The sequence below is a fragment of the Desulfurella sp. genome (genome assembly GCF_049977265.1).
Lineage (GTDB): Bacteria > Campylobacterota_A > Desulfurellia > Desulfurellales > Desulfurellaceae > Desulfurella.
The window spans coordinates 17,071-35,729 of record NZ_JBMFGQ010000008.1; the positions used below are offsets into that span (position 1 = coordinate 17,071).

At 30.8% G+C, this 18,659-nt stretch carries 22 protein-coding genes; 9 read left to right on the forward strand and 13 right to left on the reverse strand.

What is annotated here, in order from left to right; genetic code table 11:
- Nucleotides 1-52: 52 nt before the first annotated feature.
- The gene (locus tag ACP5FO_RS02825) at nucleotides 53-1,615 is read left to right on the forward strand and encodes a cytochrome c3 family protein (RefSeq protein WP_428156990.1); all 1,563 of its coding nucleotides are present in this window, start codon (nucleotides 53-55) and stop codon (nucleotides 1,613-1,615) included.
- On the opposite strand, the gene ACP5FO_RS02830 is transcribed toward ACP5FO_RS02825, so the two are convergent.
- The 13 genes from ACP5FO_RS02830 to ACP5FO_RS02890 form a co-directional block, all read right to left on the reverse strand.
- On the reverse strand, nucleotides 1,616-2,155 hold the full coding sequence (locus ACP5FO_RS02830; protein WP_428106230.1) for a hypothetical protein: 540 nt from the start codon (nucleotides 2,153-2,155) through the stop codon (nucleotides 1,616-1,618). It lies immediately after the preceding gene.
- Between the two features lie 64 nt (nucleotides 2,156-2,219).
- On the reverse strand, nucleotides 2,220-2,960 hold the full coding sequence (locus tag ACP5FO_RS02835; protein WP_428106551.1) for a prepilin peptidase: 741 nt from the start codon (nucleotides 2,958-2,960) through the stop codon (nucleotides 2,220-2,222).
- 5 nt (nucleotides 2,961-2,965) lie between these two features.
- Nucleotides 2,966-3,706: a twin-arginine translocase subunit TatC gene (gene tatC / locus ACP5FO_RS02840; RefSeq protein WP_428106232.1), complete on the reverse strand. Its 741-nt coding sequence runs from the start codon at nucleotides 3,704-3,706 to the stop codon at nucleotides 2,966-2,968.
- Nucleotides 3,687-4,049 carry a Sec-independent protein translocase subunit TatA/TatB gene (locus ACP5FO_RS02845; RefSeq protein WP_428106235.1) on the reverse strand — a complete coding sequence of 121 codons (363 nt, stop codon included), beginning with the start codon at nucleotides 4,047-4,049 and terminating at the stop codon, nucleotides 3,687-3,689. Before ACP5FO_RS02845 ends, tatC begins: the two co-directional genes overlap by 20 nt.
- A 50-nt stretch (nucleotides 4,050-4,099) precedes the next feature.
- Nucleotides 4,100-4,291 (reverse strand): 50S ribosomal protein L28, encoded by a 192-nt coding sequence (gene rpmB, locus ACP5FO_RS02850; protein ID WP_428106238.1) that lies wholly within the window; start codon nucleotides 4,289-4,291, stop codon nucleotides 4,100-4,102.
- A 40-nt stretch (nucleotides 4,292-4,331) separates the two neighbouring features.
- Nucleotides 4,332-6,524: a type I DNA topoisomerase gene (gene topA / locus ACP5FO_RS02855; RefSeq protein ID WP_428106241.1), complete on the reverse strand. Its 2,193-nt coding sequence runs from the start codon at nucleotides 6,522-6,524 to the stop codon at nucleotides 4,332-4,334.
- On the reverse strand, nucleotides 6,521-7,537 hold the full coding sequence (dprA, locus tag ACP5FO_RS02860) for a DNA-processing protein DprA (RefSeq protein ID WP_428106244.1): 1,017 nt from the start codon (nucleotides 7,535-7,537) through the stop codon (nucleotides 6,521-6,523). Before dprA ends, topA begins: the two co-directional genes overlap by 4 nt.
- The gene (locus tag ACP5FO_RS02865; RefSeq protein WP_428106247.1) at nucleotides 7,524-8,150 is read right to left on the reverse strand and encodes a class I SAM-dependent methyltransferase; all 627 of its coding nucleotides are present in this window, start codon (nucleotides 8,148-8,150) and stop codon (nucleotides 7,524-7,526) included. Before ACP5FO_RS02865 ends, dprA begins: the two co-directional genes overlap by 14 nt.
- A gap of 37 nt (nucleotides 8,151-8,187) precedes the next feature.
- Nucleotides 8,188-8,562, reverse strand: a complete 375-nt coding sequence (locus ACP5FO_RS02870) for a YkgJ family cysteine cluster protein (RefSeq protein ID WP_428106251.1) — start codon at nucleotides 8,560-8,562, stop codon at nucleotides 8,188-8,190.
- The gene (gene nth, locus ACP5FO_RS02875; protein WP_092127292.1) at nucleotides 8,544-9,152 is read right to left on the reverse strand and encodes an endonuclease III; all 609 of its coding nucleotides are present in this window, start codon (nucleotides 9,150-9,152) and stop codon (nucleotides 8,544-8,546) included. Before nth ends, ACP5FO_RS02870 begins: the two co-directional genes overlap by 19 nt.
- Nucleotides 9,149-9,511, reverse strand: coding sequence for a molybdenum cofactor biosynthesis protein MoaE (locus ACP5FO_RS02880; protein ID WP_428156991.1), 363 nt, complete (start codon nucleotides 9,509-9,511; stop codon nucleotides 9,149-9,151). The genes nth and ACP5FO_RS02880 overlap by 4 nt, the downstream gene beginning before the upstream one ends.
- Nucleotides 9,492-10,484, reverse strand: coding sequence for a KamA family radical SAM protein (locus tag ACP5FO_RS02885; RefSeq protein ID WP_428156992.1), 993 nt, complete (start codon nucleotides 10,482-10,484; stop codon nucleotides 9,492-9,494). Before ACP5FO_RS02885 ends, ACP5FO_RS02880 begins: the two co-directional genes overlap by 20 nt.
- A gap of 3 nt (nucleotides 10,485-10,487) precedes the next feature.
- Entirely contained in the window at nucleotides 10,488-11,018 is a 531-nt protein-coding gene (locus ACP5FO_RS02890) for an acyloxyacyl hydrolase (protein ID WP_428156993.1), read from the reverse strand.
- A gap of 113 nt (nucleotides 11,019-11,131) precedes the next feature.
- Between ACP5FO_RS02890 and ACP5FO_RS02895 the strand changes: the two genes are divergently transcribed.
- Genes ACP5FO_RS02895 through ACP5FO_RS02930 form a run of 8 tightly spaced genes read left to right on the forward strand, consistent with a single transcriptional unit; the run spans nucleotide 11,132 to nucleotide 18,659 of the window.
- Entirely contained in the window at nucleotides 11,132-11,356 is a 225-nt protein-coding gene (locus ACP5FO_RS02895) for a hypothetical protein (RefSeq protein ID WP_143338636.1), read from the forward strand.
- A gap of 22 nt (nucleotides 11,357-11,378) precedes the next feature.
- Nucleotides 11,379-13,001, forward strand: a complete 1,623-nt coding sequence (locus tag ACP5FO_RS02900; RefSeq protein ID WP_428106268.1) for a glycosyltransferase family 39 protein — start codon at nucleotides 11,379-11,381, stop codon at nucleotides 12,999-13,001.
- Entirely contained in the window at nucleotides 13,002-13,913 is a 912-nt protein-coding gene (locus ACP5FO_RS02905; protein WP_428156994.1) for a lysylphosphatidylglycerol synthase transmembrane domain-containing protein, read from the forward strand. It abuts the gene before it with no gap.
- Nucleotides 13,910-14,869, forward strand: a complete 960-nt coding sequence (locus ACP5FO_RS02910) for a glycosyltransferase (RefSeq protein WP_428106274.1) — start codon at nucleotides 13,910-13,912, stop codon at nucleotides 14,867-14,869. The genes ACP5FO_RS02905 and ACP5FO_RS02910 overlap by 4 nt, the downstream gene beginning before the upstream one ends.
- Complete coding sequence (locus ACP5FO_RS02915) at nucleotides 14,866-15,765, forward strand: formyltransferase (protein ID WP_428106277.1); 900 nt, start codon at nucleotides 14,866-14,868, stop codon at nucleotides 15,763-15,765. Before ACP5FO_RS02910 ends, ACP5FO_RS02915 begins: the two co-directional genes overlap by 4 nt.
- Nucleotides 15,762-16,778 carry a bifunctional UDP-4-keto-pentose/UDP-xylose synthase gene (locus ACP5FO_RS02920; RefSeq protein ID WP_428106280.1) on the forward strand — a complete coding sequence of 339 codons (1,017 nt, stop codon included), beginning with the start codon at nucleotides 15,762-15,764 and terminating at the stop codon, nucleotides 16,776-16,778. The genes ACP5FO_RS02915 and ACP5FO_RS02920 overlap by 4 nt, the downstream gene beginning before the upstream one ends.
- Entirely contained in the window at nucleotides 16,771-17,619 is an 849-nt protein-coding gene (locus ACP5FO_RS02925) for a polysaccharide deacetylase family protein (RefSeq protein WP_428106283.1), read from the forward strand. The genes ACP5FO_RS02920 and ACP5FO_RS02925 overlap by 8 nt, the downstream gene beginning before the upstream one ends.
- Before the next feature lie 23 nt (nucleotides 17,620-17,642).
- Nucleotides 17,643-18,659, forward strand: a complete 1,017-nt coding sequence (locus ACP5FO_RS02930; protein WP_428106556.1) for an LptF/LptG family permease — start codon at nucleotides 17,643-17,645, stop codon at nucleotides 18,657-18,659.

The following is an 18,659-nucleotide window of genomic DNA, read 5'->3' on the forward strand; positions in this document are numbered from 1 at the left end:
AAATTTTTTTGTGCTATACTTACGATCAATTATGAGGATTTTGTTTATTTTAATGTTTTTATTATTATTGCCAATTTTTAGTAATGCAACTGATTTCAACAATTGTCTATCTTGCCATAAAGGTATTGAACAAATGCCAAAACCACATGACTTTAGTTGTGATAAATGCCACGTACTGCCTCAAGATAGAAATAAACCCATAACATCGCATAAATTAATCGTAAAAAACCCTTCTTCTCCAAAATACTGGAATATATTTTGTTACAAATGCCATTCAAAACAAATAAACGATGTTGAACACTCACTACACTACACTGCTTATGGTGAAATAAATAAAACACTCTTTACACTGCTTCATAAAAAAACAAATTACACAGTTCAAGATCTACCTAAAAAAGGCAATAATTTGCTGGAAACACTTTCATTCCAATTTTTAAGACAAAACTGTTTGAAATGTCACATATCAAGCGAAGGCGAAAAAGGTACTGGATTATATAGGCCTTCTGGGTGTGCTGCATGTCATATGCCATTATCAAAAGATGGCATATATCTTGGAAACGATAAAGCTATGCATGGCAAACCATCAAACATTGCCTATCATAAATTTATAAAACCACAAATGCAAAACTGCCTATCGTGCCACAATAAACAATACGTAGGAACAGATTATCTTGGTATGTTTCCAAAAGAATTTGGTGAAACCTACAGAACACCAATAAACAAAGAAGGTAATTTCCCACCTGTAATTTATGGAATTGACTATAACTATTTAGCAAAAGATGTACATTACAAAGCAGGCATGACTTGCATGTCTTGTCATACAAAACAGGAAGTTATGGGAAATGGCAAATTTTATCACAACGAAACACAAAGTCTGCAAGTCACCTGCCAAACCTGCCATGGAGGCTACCATACAAAACCAAAACGTTTTTTTAAACACATAAAATTATTTAACCCAAACATACCAGGACACAAGTATCACGAAAATGTCTCATGTAGCGCCTGTCATGCTCAATGGACAATATATGACTTTGGTTTTTATGCATTAAAAGATGATACAAAAGACTACACTAAATGGTCAGCTTTTACACTAACAGGTAACCCTCAGGCAGATAAATTTTTATCACATGCAATAGGTCTTATTGAAGAAGGCAAAAGCGCACCTGCTCCTATGCAAGAAGATTTCTTAACAGGTAAAATGGAACCAGGATTGTGGCATATTGGGTATTTGTTCACAAGATGGGAATATGTAATATTGGGCAAAATGGGCTCTAAATATGTAATTTTGCGACCAATGTACCAGTATTATTTTAGTTATAAAAATGCCCAGGGTAAAGTCATTGTAAACAATAAATTTATGGGAGCTGATTGGGAACCATATTTCCCACATACAATTGGAAAAGCAAGAAGCTGTCTTTTCTGTCATGGTAACAAAACCGTAGCAGGAGAAGGCTTTTATCCAATTAAAGACAATTTTGCAACTAACCTTATGAAACCTACAACATGTGCTCAAAGCAATGTTAGGGTTTTAAATAAAAAGGAAAAAGAAAACTTAATAGATTATACACCTTTGTTTAAAAAAGAATATTTAAGGCATTTAAACTATAACAAATAGTTATCTTTCATAGAGCAAATTTGAAGGTATTGTTGTATAAGACTTGATTTCATTTTTATCATTTAAGTATATGCTATAGCAGTATATGCCAACCTGTGTTAAAAAATCAAGTAAGTACTTATCGTTGTTATTAAGTTCTCGTTTAATAACTTTATCTATAATAAAAATTATATATACAGAATGCCTGTAGTTTTCATCCGCAATATACATAAAGGTTTGGCCAATTGCATTTACCCACGCAGATTGATGTTTTTGTGTATTTAACTCCAACTCAATAAATATAGAATTTTTAGGGTCATAAAAATCAGCTTGCCAGAATTTGTAACTTTTTGATGTGAGTGATTTTAGAGTTGTCATTACAGGAATATTTTTATCCTGAAGCAACATACTGTGTTTTTTAGCTATTTTTTTAAACTCATTCTTTATTGCCTGAATATTAACCCTAGAGTCTTCATTAAAAAAGCTATACAAATTGGAAAACTTCACCTGATAGTTAAAATAAGCATTAAAAACATCAACTATTGGGTATGATTCAACCATTAAATCACCTTTTGCCTTTTTTAAAACTTAACAAATTGTTATCGACTTTTCAAGAAAAAAATAACTAAATTCCATACAAAAAATGCATCAATTCTTTACCAAAAAAAATATAAGAAAATGCACTCAAAGCTAAAAATGGACCAAAAGGTATCTTTGCTTTAAGTGTTTTACCAAATAATGCAACTAATAAAATCCCAACAATAGAACCTATAAATGATGCAAAAAAAATAGTGTACACCACTCCAACCCATCCTAACCACACGCCTATAACACCAAGTAATTTAACATCGCCAAAACCAAGAGCTTCTTGTTTTAATATTTTTGAAAATATTTTAGCTACACTATAAAATAGTATAAAACCAAAAACACCACCAATTAAACCCTCTGTAATTTTGCCATTAAAAATTACAAATAAAATCCCAAAAACCAGTAATAAAATGTTTATTATATCTGGTATAATAAACAATTCTAAATCAATAAAGCTCAAAACAAGCAAACAGTAACCAAAAATAATCCAAAAAATAGTGTTTAAACTTAAACCAAACTTTAAAAATACACCCAATGCAATTAATCCACCAAAAATCTCAATTATTGGATATTTAAGAGATATTTTTGATTTACAGTTTCTACACTTGCCTTTTAATATTACATAGCTTAATACGGGTATATTATCGTACCATTTTATAGGAGCGTTGCATGTAGGACAGCTGGAAGGTGGCGTTATGATGGAAATACCTCGTGGTATTCTGTAAATGCAAACATTTAAGAAACTGCCAAATATTAATCCCATTAAAAATACAAACACATAAATCAATCTTCTTCCTCATTTTTTGGCTTTTGTGCAAGGTAAACTACACCAATACTTACAACATATAGCAAAATCATAGGTATTGCCATTAAAAACTGAGACAATACATCAGGAGGAGCAAGTATTGCTGCTACTATAAATGCAGCAAGTATTGCATAGTCCCATTTTTTTATAAGCCATTTTGCATCTATAATGTCTGCTTTTGCCAAAATAAAACTTAAAACCGGCATCTCAAATATAAGTCCAAACGCAAAACAAATTCTTAAAAAAAATGATACATACTGCTTAATACTTGGCATCGCAGATATTTCTGCTCCACCATAGCTAACTAAGAATTTCAAACCAATAGGCAATATCACTTTATATGCAAATAAACATCCCAATAAAAAAAATATGGTAGCAAAAAGAACAAAAGGTAAAACAACTTTCTTTTCTTTTTTGGTTAAACCTGGATTTACAAACATCCATATATGATAAAACACATAAGGCAAACCAAACAGCAAAGCCGCATAAAGAGATGCTTCCATTCTCACCCAAAAAGCTTCTGTTATGCCTGTAAATATAACATGGCTTGTTTTAGGTAAAACTTTTAAAAGAGGTTCCATTATAAACTGCAAAATTTGAAGCGAATAATGAAATGTTATAAGTGCCAATATACCAAGCACAATTGTTACATAGATAATCCTTAGCCTGAGCTCTTCTAAATGCTCAAGCAAGGTCATATTATTTGGGTTTTTCTTCATTAGAATTTATTTCTTGAGAAGTTTCTTTTGAATTCTGGTCTTGTTTTGCTTCTTCTAGTAAAGATTTCCATTCATTTCTAATTTTATCTGCAGGATTTATATCTTTAAAGTCTTTAAAGCTTTTTAACTTTTTTATATCTTTTATTTTTTTAAAATCTTCAATATACTCGTTATCAATATCTATATTTTGTTTTATATCGTTTTTTGCCTGCTCATAAGCCTTAATAAAAGCTTTATAAAATTTAGCAAATTCTCTTGCGATCTCTGGTAAACGCCTTGGACCAACAATAACGATCAATATAAATAAAATTACAAGTAACTCGCTATCTGATATACCAAACATTTTAAAATAAAGATTAGCCTGCTAAAAAACCAGGCTAATCTTTTAGTAACTTACATTATTTTTTCAATTTTACCGGATTTTAAACAAGTTGTGCAAACAACTATTCTTTTTGGTTTTCCGTTTTGCAAAACCTTCACTTTTTGAAGATTTGGTAACCATATTTTTTTTGTTTTTCGATTAGAATGACTAACACTATTACCTACATGGACACTTTTACCGCATATATCACATTTTCTCGACATCTTACAACCTCCTAAAAACACATACACTATAAACAATATTCTATAATTTTTCAAGTGCTTCTTTTTCAATTGATTCTTTATAGTCACAATCAGGGTTAGCACATTTTAGAGAGTCTTTTAAAACTTTAAATAATTCATGACCACATTTTGGGCATTTTTTACTGATAATGTTACCCCTGATGGTAAACTTACAAGATGGATAATTGCTACAACCATAAAATTTTCCACGTTTTGAAAATTTTTCAACTAAATCGCCACCACACAGTGGACATTTTAGACCCGTGGGGTATGGCATTGTATTTTTACACTGCGGATAATTTGAACAAGCAAGAAATTTGCTTCCTTTTTTGGAATGCTTTACAACCATTTTGGCACCGCATTTTTCGCAGAATATGTCAACTGTCTCTTGTTTTAAAGACTTAGTATTTCTACACTTTGGGTAATTTGAACAAGCTAGAAACTTTCCAAAACGCCCCTGCCTTATTACCATTGGCGCACCGCAAAGTTCACAAATAATATCTGTAGGTTCGTCTTTTGGTTTTATGCTCTCCATATCTTCATATGCTTTGTCAAGCATAATGCGAAATTTCTCATAAAAATCTTTTAAAAGCTTTGTTTTATCTACTTTATCTTTTGCCACATCATCAAGATTTTCTTCAAGTTTTGCTGTAAAATCGACATTTATTATATCACTAAAAAAATCAAAAAGTGCCTTTGAAACCACAATGCCAGTTTCTGTCGGATAGAATTTTTTGTCATTAAGCATAACGTATTCTCTTTCTAAAATAGTGTCAATTATAGTAGCATAAGTTGATGGTCTGCCGATACCATAAGACTCAAGCGTCTTAATGAGACTTGCTTCCGTATATCTAGGTGGCGGCTCACTAAAGTGTTGCTTCGTTAGCACTTCTTTTAGCTCTATAATTTCGTTTTGCTTAAGATCAGGAGCCTTTTGAAAATCATTTTCAGATAAATCCCAAATTTTTAAATACCCATCAAAAACAAGCTCATTAAAATTTGCTTTTGATTTAAAGCGATTTGATTCAAAAGTAACACTTACATTGCTGACTTTTGCACTTGATGCTTGACTCGCCATAAATTTTTTCCAAATGAGGCCGTAAAGCTTATATTCATCGTTGCTTAGATATTCTTTTACCATATCTGGCAACAAGGATGGTTTGGTTGGTCTTATAGCTTCGTGAGCCTCTTGCGCAGTTTTTGATTTAGTTTTATAGGTATTTGGTGTCTTTGGTACATAATCTTTGCCATAAATTTTTTTTATTATGCTTAGAGCTTCTTCTTGGGCCTGATGGGCTACATTAAAAGAGTCAGTCCTCATATAAGTAATTAAACCTGTACGTTCTTTTTGAACATCAACACCCTCGTAAAGTTTTTGAGCAATTTTCATTGTTTTTTTTGGTGCAAACCCTATTATTGTCGAGGCTTCTGCCTGAAGTGTACTTGTAATATACGGGGGTTTTGGTTTTCTTGTAATTGTTTTTTTTGTTATATTTTCAACAATAAATTGATCTTTTTCAATTTGAGACTTTATCTGAGCTGCTAGATCTGCGTTATTTATTGAAAACTTTTCTAATTCTTTATTATCAATACTTATTAAAACAGATTCAACTTGTTCATTGTTTTGATAAAAAATTAAATGCATTGTCCAGTATTCTTTAGGCGTAAAATTTTTTATTTCATCTTCTCTCTCAACTACCAGTTTTAGTGCAACTGACTGTACTCTACCAGCAGATAATCCACGTCTAATTTTTTTTGCTAAAAGCGGCGAAAGTTTATAACCAACTATTCGATCTAAAATGCGTCTGGACTCTTGTGAATCCACCATCAGCAAATCAATATTCCTTGGGTTTGCTAAAGCATTTAAAATCGCTTCTTTTGTTATTTCGTGAAAAACTATGCGCGCTACCTTATTTTTTGGTATTTTGCCAGCCTCTACAATATGGTAGCCAATTGCTTCACCTTCTCTATCTTCGTCTGTTGCTATGTACACTTTACCAGATTGCTCGCTGAGTGTTTTAATTTTTTCAACAATAGGTTTTTTATCTTTTAAAATAGTGTACTTAGGTTTAAAATCGTTTTGAATATCAACTCCAAATTGATTTTTTGGCAAATCCCTAATGTGACCATAAGAGGCCATTACCTCATAGTCTTTTCCTAAAAAACGTGATATTGTCTTTGCTTTTGCGGGAGACTCTACTATAACTAAATTCATATTTTACACACCTTATCAAAATCTAAACGCTTAATAACACCTTTTAGCTCTAAATCAAACAACAAAGAAACTACTTCTTCTATCGAAAAATTTGTTTTTTCAACAATTTCATCCAAACTTAATTCACCTTCTAAAAAATTCATTAAATTAGTTTCGTTCTTGGTAAGGGTTGCTTCTATATTGTTTTGGTTTTCTTGCCTCAGCGATTTCTTAATATCTTTATAAAAATAGAAAATAATATCTGAAGGTTCTTGTGCTAAGTAAGCTCCATCTTTAATCAATTGGTTTGTACCCAAGCTTCTATGAGAGAAAATCTCTCCTGGCACAGCAAAAACTGGTTTTGATTGTTCCTGCGCATATTTTGCGCTAATCAAGGATCCGCTTTTTATATCAGCTTCAACAACAAGCAAACCTTCGCTTAACCCAGTGATTATTCTATTTCTTCGAGGAAAATTGTAGGCATGCGGTGGTGTATTAATTGCAAATTCGCTAATTATTGCCCCTTTTTGAGACAAAGCTTCAAATAGTGTTTGGTTTTCTCTTGGATATACTACATCAATACCACAACCCAAGACTCCAATACTGTAGCCATCATTATTAGTGCAGGTTTTGTGAGCAATACCATCAATTCCCCTTGCCAAACCACTTACAATTGAAAACCCCGACAATGTAAGCTCTTTAGAAAAAAATTGCGTACATTTTTCTCCATAACCCGAAGGATATCGTGTACCCACAATAGCGAAAAAAAGCTTGGAAGTATCTAGTTGTCCTTTTACAAATAACACAATTGGCGGATAATCAATATTTTTAAGATTTTGTGGGTAATTATCATCATAGTAATTTATAAGCTCAATATGATTCTTTTCTATATACAAAATATCAGAATTAATCTTTTTTTCATCAATTTTTGATTTAAATTTATCAAACAGACCTTCCAAACATAAGTAGTTTTTTGGCTCTTTTACTGCTATATTGGCGTTTGCAATAGCAAGCATCATTTCATTTTTTTGCAACAAGCAGCCTCACAAGACCATTATAGTAATAATATTCATAAAAATTATTAAAACCAACACTTCTTAAAATTTCTTTAATCGGTGTATTAATAAACTCTACTGCCAATGGACACTCAAAATGCTCAAATAGTTTTCTAAACCACAAAGGCCTGCCTATATAGTCAAACTCATTGTAGTCCAATATACAAAATTCTCCATTTTTTTTCAAATTTGCATAAGCGTTATTAATAATTTTTATTCTATCTAGCGTTTCAAATCCATGCAATACAAATGATATAAAAACTTTGTCAACTATAAATGGATTTTTTTTTCTAATATCATGGTTAAAAATTTTTACATTCTTATATAAGTGGCACTTTTTCATAGCCTCAAAAAGCATATTTTTGCCTAAATCCAAACCAATAATTTGATTTTTTGTATATTTTAAGAAATTACATAAAGCCATGGCTGTTCCACATCCGAAGTCCAATATAGAATGATTTTCTTTTATATTCATATCTTTTATAGCTTTTCTTAGAAACTTTTTATAGCTAAAAGCACTTGCAATTGTAATTATCTCATCGTAAAAAATAGCTTCTAAGCCTTTTACTTCAACTTTGCTCAATTTTTTCATAATCCGACGTATAAACTATAAGAATTTTTTAAAAAAGTCAATCGCTTTTTTTCTTAATCGCGGGACAAATTTCATTTAATTCTGTTAAACTTAAATTTTTCATACTCTCCCAAAAAGGAAATGTTCTACACTGTAAAGGCCTTGCGAAATAGATTTCACACAAACCATCATTCAAAAAACAACACGCATACTCTCCATTAATTTTTACATTTGCAAGTACAATTTTATCATAGAATTTCCTTGTATAGGTCTGAATAAATTGCTCAATTTCTAAATTTAAATAAATAGCAATAGATTCTATATCGCTTTGCTCTAAAAACACATAGCCCTCGCCCTTGCAACAGTAACCTTTGCAAATTTTGCAATAACTGTCATCAAAACAGTAGTTAAAACCTAAATGTTTCTGGCACACAAATCACTTAAAAAACAATTATCACAATGGGCTTTTTTTGCTGTGCAAATATACCTACCATGCAATATCAAACCAGAAAAAAACGCTACCCAGTATTGCTTTTCGCAAATAGATTTAATCGATTCCTCAACTTCTTTTGGGTCAGTGGTTTTTGAAATTCCAAGCCGTTTGCAAACACGCGCCACATGCGTATCTACACCTATTGTGGGCTTTGAAAAACCAAATGCAAGTAAAATATTAGCTGTTTTTTCGCCAACACCAGGCAATTTAATTAACTCATCAAAATCATCTGTAACTTTATTATCAAACTTATCACATAAAATTTTTGACAATTCAAAAATACTTTTTGCCTTAGAATTGTGCATGCTGCATGAGGATATTAGCATGTTAACCTCATCTGGGCTTGAATTGGCTATATCACAAGGGGTTTTAAATCGCTTAAAAAACTCCTTTGTAATCTTATTTGTTGTTTTATCAAGGCATCTTGCGGATAAAATCAAAGCTATAAGTAATTCAAACGGATTTGAGTATTCAAGCTCTAACTTTGGTTCTTTGTAGTGTTCAATAACTCTTTTAACTATTTCATTCATATTTCTTGCTCTTTAACTATATTTTGCTTTATATATTTAATAAAATCTTCAAAGGGCTTTAAAATATTGCTTCTTCTATCACCAGCAACTACAACCAGCATAATATCATCGCCAACATTAAGTTTTCCTTCATTTATAAATGCATAAACATGCTCTATGCCAGGTAAAGTTTTTAATTCATTAACTTTTTTATCCAAAAGTTCTTTATCGTAACTAATAACCATCTCTTTTACAATTTTTGAGCCATCCTTTGAAGTTTTTCTTACAATACCATTATGGATTAATATCATACCTAATCTTTCAGGGTTTGTTTGTTTTTTTATTTTTTTAATAATTTCATCAATACTTGGTATCTTCATAATATAATTGCCTACCTTCAAAGTTTTTAAATGTATAAATATTATCTTTTTTTGAAATTATACGGTTTGGTTCTAAAATAATTTTACCTCCATCATCAACATCAAGTGCAAAAAATGGCATACAAAGACCACTAATATTATTTCTCAAAAGACCTATAATTTTTAGCGCATCTTCTATTTTAACTCTGAAGCGCTCATTGCCCACCGCCCTATCGCAACCAAACAAATAATACGGTTTTATACGCAGACTAACAAGTTTACAAAACAATTCTTTAAGTATAAAAGCATCATCGTTTATCCCGCGCAATAGCACGGTTTGCGAAACAACCGGAAAACCACTATCAATAATTTTACCTGAAGCTTCAATAAAATCATCCGTTATCTCATCTGGGTGATTTATATGGATTGAAAACCAAATAGGCTTATAAGGCTTCAAAGCTTCAATCAAAGAATCACTTATCCTATATGGTAAAACACTCAAGGCGCGTGTGGCTATTCTTATTAACTCTATATGTTTAATTGACCTAATTTTTTCAATAAGGTTAGCTAAGCTTTTGTCCTCAAAAGTTAGTGGGTCTCCCCCGCTAATTAGCACTTCTCTTACTTGAGTCTGGCTATTTAAATATTCAATAGCTTTCTTTAAACTAAAACCTTCATAATTATCCCAATTATTTTTTCTAAAACAAAATCTGCAATTTGAAAAACATTTATTTGTTAAAACAATTAATACTCTATCAGGATACCTGTGAATCAAACCCTTTGCTTTTGTGAATTTTTTTTCATACAAAGGGTCTTTTAAACCTTTTTCATCTTTTTCATTTGTTTCAATAAATTGATTTAGTATAGCTTTGCTTTGAAACAAACTAAGCAAATATGGTGTAACAAGTGTATCTTTCGTACTTACAAGACCCAGACTTGATACATTTTTTAAAGAATGTTTTACTTGCCAATGCCAGTCTTTAAATTCATCCATTAATTAAAAAGATATCCCAATCATTATTGTATTCGAATTTACAGCTCCGTTTGGTTCTTTTATAGAAGCACAAGACATATGTATAAATCTATCCTCTATAAACATTTTTGTAGATTTGCCCACATTAAATTCTATACCTAAACCTACCTGTGGCATAAATAAGTATTTTGAGGCTTGTCCTGGATACTGCAAAGTATTGTATGAAACACCCAAACCGCCATCAGCAAATGTCCTGAATGTCGTTTCGTTTAAAAAATAATACCTCAACAAACCACTCACACCAAAGGACACGCCTTCTGTTGGTCTATTTACATACGCAACAAATGGCTCTGCTATAACGCTAAAATTTTTAGTGTAAAAATGCTCGAAATCAACACTCGCTTTATAATAATCATAATTTTTTTTATCCAGTTTGCTAAAACCATTACCAGAATTTAGTAAGCCAAAACCATAACCCAAATTGTATATAATACGAGCGCTAGCTACACTACTAAATGCAAATAAAAACAAAGCAATAAATACAATTTTTTTCATTTTACACCCCCATCTTTTGGATTATAGTTACTTTTTATTTTTTTTCAATAAATGAACGAAATTTAAGGTTTTTATAATTTTTAAAACAATGTAAGTCGCTAGTTTAATATGTTATGAGTAATTCGAAATTATTTGTTTTGCTGTTTGCTATATTTTTTTGCTTAACTCAAGTACAAAGAAATCATATATACTTCATGCATTATGCCAGAGATGGAGTAAATACACTTGATCATAAGCTCACTCAAAGGCTACCAAGAATTGAACTTGAAACCAATTCTGATGAATTTTTAATATTCAATGAAAAACGAGATATACAAAATCCAAATAAAATGTTATAAATATATTTTGAGGAGCTAAAGTATGGAAGAAAAAAGAGAAAAACTTATTTTTTATGCTTTATTTATAATTATATGCTACTTTGCTCTAATTTGGTATATGCCATACATGGATCCAGATGAAGCGCGATATGTAGAAATTCCGCGTGAAATGATACAGCTTAGACATTATGTTATACCTTATCTAAACTATACGGTATATTTAGAAAAACCTCCTTTGTATTACTGGATGAATATTTTAGCACTTAAAATTTTTGGATTTAACGATTTTGCTGGAAGGTTCTGGACGGTAACAATTTCGTTAATTGGAATTTTTTTAAACTACAAATTTGCAAAAAAAATCATAAATCAAAAAACTGCATTTTGGTCTTCTTTAATCTTAGCAAGCTCAATGTACTATTTTATAATAGGCAGGCTAAATCTCATAGATACGACAAATGCATTTTTTATAACTATGTCAACCTACAGTGGTTATTTATATTTAAAAACTAACAAAAAATATTTTGTATATCTTATGTATATAGGAATGGCACTTGGGTTTTTATCAAAAGCACTCATTGGCATAATTTTCCCATTTGCAATACTTTTCTTGTGGTCAATATTTGCAAAACAATTTAAAAGCTTTTTCAGATTGATATCACCAATAGGCATTATATTGCTTCTTGCTTTATGTCTACCATGGATTTATATGGCAGGGCAACAGGTAAGTGATTTTTACTATTACTTCTTCTTAAAACAAGAATTTTTGAGATACCTAGAGCCTTTAGAACACACACAACCTATCTGGACATTTATACCTGTTGTAATTTTTGGGTTTTTGCCGTGGACCTTATTTATTTTTAGTATGATAAAAGCGTACAAAATATCAAAATTTAAAGGGATTCAAAAGGATGATTTAATATTTTTGTTGACATTTAGTGGCTTTATATTCGTATTTTACAGCTTGTCTCAAAGCAAGCTTGTAACATATGTGGCACCTTTGTTTTTCCCTGCTGCTATTATTTTTGGCAATCTTATTTCAAAAGTTGACACCATAAACAAAAAAGATAAATATATAAATTTAGGTCTCTATATTATATTTTTTATAGCGTTAATAGCTTTCTGCTTTGTACAAAACGTATACATGAGCAAAATTACATGGTTTTTACTGATTGCACCTACAGCCATTATTTTAATTGTGCTTGCAATATGGCCATTTATAGCAAAAGACGCAAATAGAACTTTTTTGGGGTTATTTATTGGAACGCTAATTTTTTATAATCTTACCATAATCCCCACAAAAAAATATACCAATTACTACAAAACCACAAAACCTGTTGCTCTTTTCGTGGATAAAATCTACAAAAGAGGAGATCTTTTGGGCCAGTATAAACTCTATAGACAATCTTTCAACTATTATACACAAAAAAGAACAATACAAATTGACAGCGTAAATGAGCTTGGATTTGGTCGTAGTCACCTATCACCAAAAGAACAAGAAAAATGGTTTCCAAACATTGAACAATTCAAAAAAGTTTGGGATTCAGACAAAAGAGTGATATTGCTTATCAAGACAAAGGAAATACCAAAATTTGCATATAGACATTACTATGTACTATTAAAAGAACCATACTTTAGTATCATATCTAATAAGGGGCAAATAGATTAATTGAAAAAATTTTTTATATTGCTTGTAATACTGTTTCTTATAATTTCAGCAATAGGTTTTTTCTCAGACTTTAAAAAAGCTGTTCAATCTTTGGAGCATTTTGATAAAATATATTTGATTGGCGCGGCAATTTTTGGTTTTGGAAACGATTTCATAAAATTTTTTAGATGGCACTTATACATAAAAAAATTGAGCATTAAAGTAAATTTTTTTACAGATTTAAAAATCTTTCTATGCGGTTTGGCAATGAGTGTTACGCCAGTTAAATTTGGCTATACCATAAAAAACTACATTATAGAAAACCTTACAAAAACACCTTTTAAAAGAACTTTATCTGCTACATTTGCAGAAATTTATGTTGATTTTTTGATACTTTCTGTGATATCTTTAGTCGGTATGTTTTATTTGCAAAAATTTTCTATTTTGGGAGCAACTCTCATAATTGCAGTAAGTATAATCTTTTATCCAAAGATATTTAAACAAATATTTATAAAACTTAGAACAATTTTGCCATACACTATAAGGAAATATTACGTTGTTTTAAAAGATATGGTGTCATTTTTTACCATAGGACTTTTTAGTGAAGTGATTTTAATTACTATACTTGCCTGGACAAGCGAGGGTGTATCGCTTAGTTTGATTTTAAAAGGTTTTGGATATAATGTAAATGTTATAAAAACAACTGTAATATTTGGTTTTGCAACGCTTGTTGGCAGTCTGTCAATGCTGCCTGGGGGATTAATTGTATCTGATTTAACGTTATTTGGTTTGCTTGTATATATAGGCATTCCTGTATATATTAGCTTGCCTGCTACTATTTTAGCCAGGATTTGCACATTATGGTTATCGGTAATTGTCGGAAATACCGCTTTGTTTGTGAATAGAAAAGCTTTCTTTGGAGTAAAAAAATGATATCTGTTGTTATACCTGTTTACAATGAAGAAGAAAATATTTTACCTTTACATGAAAGATTGTTAAATATTTTGAATTCTTTAAATGAGGATTACGAAATCATATATGTCGATGATGGCAGCAAAGATAATTCTCTAAATATTTTAAAAAACCTAAAAGGAAATGTAAAAGTAGTTGAACTTGCAAGAAACTATGGACAACATGCTGCAATTTTTGCAGGGTTTAGTGTGGTTTCAGGCGATAAAGTAATCACAATGGATGCCGATCTTCAAAACCCACCTGAAGAAATACCAAAACTTGTTGAAAAATTTAACGAAGGCTATGATGTCATAGCAACAATAAGACAGCAAAGAAAAGATTCTATCTTTAGAAAATTTTCTTCTCACCTAAACAATTACATAACAAAAAAAATCACAAAAGTTGATTTAAATGACTGGGGTTGTATGCTTAGAGGCTACAGAAAAAAGATAGTTGAACGCATGCTAAATAATGACGAAAAAACTGTATTTATACCAGCTATTGCAACGTACTATACAAAAAATATTGTTGAGATACCAATACAGCACAGTCAAAGACAGGCTGGAAAATCGAAATACTCACTTATCAAGCTTGTAAATTTAATGTTTGATTTAATGACTTCGTTTTCAAACCTACCGCTTGAGATATTGTTATATGGTGGTATCTTAACTGCAGCTTTTGGTATTTTGCTTGGCATTGTATTGGCGCTTGGAAGGATATTTTACGGTGTTGAGTGGGCTTTAGGCGGTGTATTTTCACTTTTCAGTGTCCTTTTTATTCTTATTGGAGCTCAATTTTTTGCATTTGGCATACTTGGAGAATACATAGGAAGAATTTACAAACAGGTTAAAAACAGACCTGTATTTGTAATTGAAAATATATATGAATCAAAAGATAATTCACTAAAAAAAATTAAAACAACAGAAGAAAACCAATGAAAACGGTTGTTTTTGCATATCATAATATGGGCGTAATTGGTTGTTCAGCCCTCAAAAAACATGGATTTGATATAAAATGTGTTTTTACACACAAAAATGATAAAAATGAAAATATATGGTTTGAAAGTGTTCAAGATTGGTGCAAAAAAAATAATATAGAATATTTTACGCCAGAAAATGTAAATACAAAAGAATGGATTGATAAAATTGCAAGCTATAAACCTGATATTATTTTTTCTTTTTACTATCGAAACCTGATTTGTGAAGAGATTCTAAAAATATCACCATTCAAAGCTATAAACCTGCATGGATCATGCCTTCCAGCTTATCGTGGCAGAGCTCCTGTTAATTGGGTTTTGGTAAATGGTGAAAAACAAACAGGCGTTACGCTTCATTATATGGTAAAAAAACCTGATGCTGGCGATATTATTGCTCAAAAGTGCGTAGATATAGACTTTTATGATACAGCAAAAACACTTTATGAAAAACTGGAAAAATTAGCCTTTATACTTTTGGATGAAACTTTGCCACATATTAAAAACAATACAGTAAAGCCAGTAAAACAAGATGAGTCAAAAGCAAGTTATTTTGGTAGAAGAACTAAGCAAGATGGTCTAATTGATTTTAATAAAACTTCTATAGAAATATACAACTTAGTAAGAGCTGTTACAAAACCCTACCCTGGTGCATTTAGCTACTATAAAGGTAAAGAACTAATTATATGGTGGGCAATACCTTCTAGCATCCAATTACAGCCAAAACAAATTATCAAAATAGACAATAAAGTTTACATTGGAGCGAAAGAAGGCTCGTTGGAATTAAAAGAAGTTGAATACGATGGTAAAACATATAAAGAACAAGAAATTTCTAATATATTAAAAGGGGGCTACTTGTGAAAATACTTATTTTGGGCGTAAATGGTTTTATTGGTTACCACTTAACTAAAGAGATACTAGAAACAACCGATTGGGAAATTTATGGCATGGATATAGATGACAACCGTATAAAAGAACTTGAAAACTCAAAACTTCATTTTGTCGAAGGCGATATTGAAATAAACAAAGAGTGGATTGAGTATCATATAAAAAAATGCGATTGTGTAATGCCACTCGTTGCTATAGCAACACCAAAAATATATGTTGAAGATCCTTTAAGGGTATTCCATCTGGATTTTGAAGCCAACTTAGATATTATAAAAAAGTGCGCAAAGTATAAAAAACGTATTATTTTCCCATCAACATCAGAAGTATACGGCATAAGCCCAGATCCTGAGTTTGATGAAGACAAAAGTCCTCTATGCACAGGACCAATAAACAAAGAACGCTGGATTTATTCTGGATCAAAACAATTATTGGACAGAGTTATTTGGGCTTATGGAAATCATGAAAATCTACCTTTTACTCTTTTTAGACCATTTAACTGGATTGGACCAAAACTTGATTCAATTGAAATAGCCAAAGAGGGCTCTTCAAGGGTAGTAACACAATTCATAGCCTCCCTGCTATTTAAAAAACCTATTTATTTAGTAGATGGTGGAAAACAAATGCGTAGTTTTACATATATTAGTGATGGCATATCTGCATTAGTTAAAATTTTAAAAAATGAAAACAACATCTGCGACAAACAAATTATTAACATTGGAAACCCAAGCAACAACATATCAATAAAAGACCTGGCTTATAAAATGAAAGAAATTTTCTCGCAACATGAAAAACACAAAAACGATAAAGAGTTTTCTCAGATTATAGAAATTGGTTCAAAAGAATTTTATGGTGAATCCTACCAAGACATCTACAATCGTAAACCCTCAATTGAAAAAGCCAAAAAATTGCTTAATTGGCAACCAAAAGTAGCTTTAGATGAGGCTCTTGGGTTAGCAATTGATGCATTTATAAATGAGTATGAATAATATATGCATTAAAGTAGACGTAGATACATTTAATGGCTTAAAAGAAGGTGTTCCAAAACTTATTAAGATTTTTGACAAATATAACATAAAAGCTACATTTTACGTAACACTAGGGCCAGACAATTCAGGTAAAGCCATTATAAATCTTCTAAATCCAAGTTTTGTCAAAAAAATGCTTAAAACCAAAGCAGCAAGCTCATATGGCCTAAAAACTGCACTTTACGGTACAATTCTAAAAGCACCAATAATAGCAATATTGAAAGAAAATCTTCTTAAAATTTCTAAAAGTGGGCACGAGGTTGAATTTCATGCATTTGATCACAGATTCTGGCAAGATCATATCTACAAGATGAGTCAAAAGCAAATAAAAGAGTGGTTTGAAAAAGGTATTAGTACTTACTTTAGTATTTATAAAGCTTATCCTAAATCATTTGGGGCTCCAGGTTGGGTGTGTTCTGATACAGCTTTAAATTACATTAAAAACCTAAATTTCATAAAGTTTTTGAGTATTTCAAGGGCAGACAAAGCCTTTATAGAACAAATCACACGATTGATCGAAATACCTTCAGATCTTCCTTGTCTTGAAGAAAATCCGAAAGACTTTATAGATTCAGTGGTTAAAATGTTAGATAAAAAAAGTATGGGCGTGTTGCCCATTCACGCTGAAATTGAAGGCGGCCCTTTTATGGATACTTTTATTAAACTATTAAACATCATCAAAGAACATACAGTTTTTTTAACAATGAATGAGTATTTTTCAAAAATCGATAAAAAAAATCTGACGATTAGAAAATTTAAACTTAAAACACTACCAGGGAGGGCTTTTAGCTGTTTGGTCTAAAGCTTTTCGATAAATATATACTTATTAATCTTACAAAAGTTTTTTTCGTTAGTCTAATAATTATAACAGTTGTAATGTTAATAGGTGATATGGTTAAGTTTTCAGATGTGCTTTTTTCTGCAGGCACAAGCTTATTTGATATGCTTACTATTCTTGCTTACATGGCATTATTTTTGGCAATTTTTACAATACCTATGAGTTTAATGCTTTCAATTAACCTTACGTATACGCAGATGTCTAAAAACTTAGAAATTGATATCGCAAAAACTATGGGGCTTTCCACGTTTAGAATTTATAAAAGCGCTCTTTTTTTTACATTAATAGTTTTTTTGATTTTGTTTTTTATTGTAGGCTACTTATCGCCTATAGCAAATGCTTCTTATAGAAACAAACTCTACAGATTAGCAAAAAATAATGTACAGGCAGGTTTAACAGAAAATACTTTTTTCAAAACAAAGAACTTTACAATATACGCAAATACACTCTCAAGCAACCATAATAAAGCTTACGATGTACTTGTAGATATAGAAAACAAAATTATTAAAGCAAGAAGAGTTGAGTTTATAGATACGCAAGATGGATTTGCACTAAAGTGCTTTGATGGAAATATATTTTATAAAAACAAAAATAGTATAAATAATGCTTATTTTAAAATTTATACAGTGGTTATAAAATTTTCTGACCTTACTTATAACTTTGCCAATAATCCTGGCTTTATGCCAATCAATAAACTCATATATTATATTAAAACTCATCCACAAAGCACAGATGCATTATTTGAGCTACATCAAATGTTTGTACTCTCAACTAGCGTTTTTATTTTATCTCTGATTGGTTTTGTTTCTGCTCTTAGTTTTTATAGGTCTGGCAAAACTTTTGGTATAATTTTTAGCATGTTCTCTTTTGTAGTTTTTTATGTTCTTGAAACTTTTGGCAAAAGCTTATATTCAAGCAATAACATATATTATGCTATCTGGCTTCCAAACTTAATATTGTTTCCAATTGCAATAATTGTTTTTGCAATAAAAGCAAGGAGGTAA